Origin of the sequence: Pseudoalteromonas haloplanktis ATCC 14393 (assembly GCF_000238355.1) — a bacterium.
GTDB lineage: Bacteria > Pseudomonadota > Gammaproteobacteria > Enterobacterales > Alteromonadaceae > Pseudoalteromonas > Pseudoalteromonas haloplanktis.
In genome coordinates, this window is sequence record NZ_AHCA01000032.1 from 1 (window position 1) to 3738 (window position 3738).

The 3738-nt window shown below is 47.5% G+C and carries 4 protein-coding genes; all 4 read right to left on the bottom strand.

What is annotated here, in order from left to right:
• Positions 1 to 1364 (bottom strand): NAD(P)(+) transhydrogenase (Re/Si-specific) subunit beta (locus PHAL_RS0122470; protein ID WP_016710683.1); only part of this gene is annotated, 1364 nt, incomplete at its 3' end.
• Positions 1365 to 1373: 9 nt separating this feature from the next.
• Positions 1374 to 1649: an NAD(P) transhydrogenase subunit alpha gene (locus PHAL_RS0122475; RefSeq protein ID WP_016710684.1), complete on the bottom strand. Its 276-nt coding sequence runs from the start codon at positions 1647 to 1649 to the stop codon at positions 1374 to 1376.
• Entirely contained in the window at positions 1646 to 2812 is a 1167-nt protein-coding gene (locus PHAL_RS0122480) for an NAD(P) transhydrogenase subunit alpha (RefSeq protein WP_016710685.1), read from the bottom strand. The genes PHAL_RS0122475 and PHAL_RS0122480 overlap by 4 nt, the downstream gene beginning before the upstream one ends.
• Positions 2813 to 3021: 209 nt before the next feature.
• A partial coding sequence (kduI, locus tag PHAL_RS0122485) for a 5-dehydro-4-deoxy-D-glucuronate isomerase (RefSeq protein WP_016710686.1) occupies positions 3022 to 3738 on the bottom strand: 717 nt, incomplete at its 5' end.

The window sequence follows — 3738 nt, forward strand, 5'->3', positions numbered from 1 at the left end:
GCAAATTGACGCACAAGACTATTCAATGTTTCTTTTGCATCACCAAATATCATTCGACAATTCGGCTTAAAGAATAACGGGTTATCAACACCCGCAAACCCCGTCGCCATTCCACGCTTGAGTACAAACACGTTCTTCGCTAAATCCGCATTTATCACCGGCATACCATAAATCGGACTCCCAACCATCTCCCGTGCCGCTGGGTTGACTACGTCATTCGCACCTATCACTATCGCCACATCAAATCCTTCTATACGTGGGTTGATTTCATCCATTTCAAATAGCTGTTCGTACGACACATCCGCCTCGGCTAGCAGTACATTCATGTGCCCCGGCATTCGCCCTGCTACCGGGTGGATCGCATACGCAACCTCAGCACCCTTGTTTTCCAACAATGCTTGCAACTCTTTCATCGTGTGTTGCGCTTGTGCCACTGCCATACCGTAACCCGGGATAACCAAGACTGATTGCGCCGCTTCTAGTACATAAAAGGCATCATCTGGGCTTAATGGTTTAATTTCACCCTCGATTTTCATTTCATTCGTGTGCACTTTTTGAAAGCCTGACGTCAATACATTCACTAATGAACGGTTCATCGCTTTACACATGATATTCGTTAAAATGATACCGCTGGCTCCCACCAACGCACCGGCCACAATCAGTAAGTTGTTCTCCAGTGCAAAGCCCGCCGCACACGCTGCTAACCCCGAGTAACTGTTCAGCAATGAAATCACCACCGGCATATCCGCACCACCAATGGGCAGTACTAACATCACCCCCATTAATAGCGCCAAACCAATGGCCACATAGTGCCACGTCGTTATCGCCGGCTCCGTCACTAATAAATAACCTGATGCCGCTATCGCTAGAATAAGTACAACATTCGCAATCGCTTGTCCTTTAAAAACAATCGGACGACCCACAATACGTTCACTTAACTTCGCCCACGCAACCACACTGCCTGAGAACGTTACGGCACCTATAAGCAATGCTAAAAAGCTCACTATCAGCACAAATACACTGGCAGACGCATCATTCACTATGGCCGCATACGCCACCGCTAAACTCGCTAAACCACCCACACCATTAAACAACGACACCAACTCGGGCATCGAGGTCATCTCAACTTTCTTCGCTGCAATCACCCCGATTGCTGAGCCCACAATAATCGCCCCTAAAATAAACTCAAACGAGATTATCTGCTTATCAAGTAACGTTACCACCACGGCGATTAACATCGCTAAGCCCGATAACAAGTTCCCTTTTCGTGCAGTAGAAGGATGGCTCAACAGTTTTAAACCAAAAATAAACAACAGTGCACACACCACATACGTGGCGTTAATTAATATTGAAAAATCGCTCATCATTTTCTCCTAGCGCTTTTTAAACATGGCAAGCATGCGGTCTGTCACTAAGTAACCCCCCACCACATTCACCGTCGCCAACATCACCGCCAGTGCGCCTAACCAGGTCGCTAACTGATGTGATCCACCGCCCGCTAAACTCAAGGCCCCAATCACGGTAATACCCGATATCGCATTCGCACCTGACATCAGTGGCGTATGCAAGGTGGCCGGTACTTTACGAATAAGCTCAAAGCCCACAAAAATAGATAACATTAAGATGAATAAAAGGTAGATACCGGTCATGATGCTTGCTCCATTGCATGCGTGTCTTGTTGCGCGCGTAACTCACTGATTGTCTGATTTGTAATGTGACCTTGATGCGTAATAACGGCACTCTTTTGAATGTCGTCCTCTAAATCTATCGCATAGGTGTTGCTGTCTTTTTGCCAAAATTCACTGACTAGGTTAAACAAGTTATTGGCGTACATTTGTGAGGCATTGAGCGCCACTTCGTTTGACCAATTCCCCGTGCCGATGATTTTTACTCCCTCAATCACTGTGGTGTCACCCGCAACAGACCCTGCAACATTGCCACCACTTTCGGCTGCCATATCCACAATCACTGAGCCCGCTTTCATTTGTTTAATGGTGTCATGATTGATTAACACCGGCGGTTTTCGACCAAACAATTGTGCTGTCGTGATAACAATGTCTGATTGTGCAATACACTGCGCTTGCGCCGCTTGTTGTTTTGCCATTTGCTCTGGGCTAAGTGCTTGCGCATACCCTTGGGCTGTTTGACCCGTTTCACCTAAATCAATGTCTAAGAACTTTGCACCTAACGAACGTACTTGCTCTGCAACCACTGAGCGTGTATCAAAGGCGGTCACCGCCGCACCTAAACGTTTTGCCGTCGCAATAGCTTGTAACCCCGCCACACCTGCGCCGATAATAAACACTTTCGCTGGCTTAATTGTGCCCGCTGCGGTCATCATCATCGGTAAAATACTCGGTAATTCCGCAATCGCTTTCGTCACCATCACATACCCCGCCAAACTAGCTTGAGAGCTCAACGCATCCATTTTTTGGCAACGCGTACTGCGCGGTATCATTTCCATACTAAAGCTGGTTACCTGGTGCTCGCACAGTAAGTCCACATACGCATGGCTATTAAACGGGTCTAAAAAGCTAATGACCGTTTTGTTTTTTGCGTGCACAATATCCTCGGCCGGTAACTTATCAACCGATAAAATCACATCCGCTTGCGCTAAAATCTCAGCGCGGTCATTCAGAACCGTAGCCCCTGCACTGGCATACTCGTCATCGCTGATGAAAATCCCTTCACCCAATCCTGATTCAACAATCACGTCTGCTCCTAGCAGCGCATACGCTTTAACATTCGCGGGTAATAACGCGCACCGCCGCTCAGTCGCGGCAGCCTCTTTTAAACAGGCTATTTTGGCCATAAATTTTCCTCATTCCTAAATTTAGGGTGCAACAATGTCTCCAGCAATGAATGCCGGATACTGTTTTTTATACCCACTGAGTGGGCAAATTGGGTCGCCCAAACACACTCACTGTGTGAGTGCTTACCAAGTCTGGCGTGTTTGGGGTATCACTGCTGGCGGTCGCCAGCGGGTGGCAGGCGAGCGCTTAGTTACAATGCATCATCTGATTAACGTAATGCACTCACCTGGATGTGGTCCATGTCATCAAATTCTTGGTTTTCTCCACCCATCGCCCAAATGAACGTGTAGTTAGATGTACCCACACCACTGTGGATTGACCAACTCGGTGACGCAATTGCCACTTCACTTTCTATCGGTAATGTGCGCACTTCCGTTGGCTCACCCATTAAATGAAAGATTTTTTCATCTTTTGGTAAGTCAAAGTACATATACACTTCGGTGCGTCTAAAGTGTGTGTGCGGTGGTTTTGTATTCCATACACTGCCTTTTTTAAGCTCGGTAATACCCATCACTAATTGACAGCTATCCACAATACCTGGGCGAATTGATTGGAATATCGTGCGCTCATTCGAGGTCTCTTGAGAGCCAAGTTCAATGCACTTCGCTTTGCTTTTTGGTACGTGCACAGTCTTCGTAACACGGTGTGCAGGATACGACGCTAAATAGAACTTTGCTGGGTTCGCTGTATCCTTCGATGCAAACACCACGTCTTGGCTTTCTTTCGCAATGTATAGACTGTCACGGTTGTTCATTGGGTAGTCTGTGCCATCAACGGTAATCACCCCTTCGCCACCGATATTAATAATGCCCACTTCACGGCGTTGACAAAAATAGTCCGCAGCCAGCTCTTTGTGGGTCGGTAACAAAATCGGTTCCGCGGCCGGAGTAATCCCCCCAATCACAGCGCGGTCGACATCAGTGTA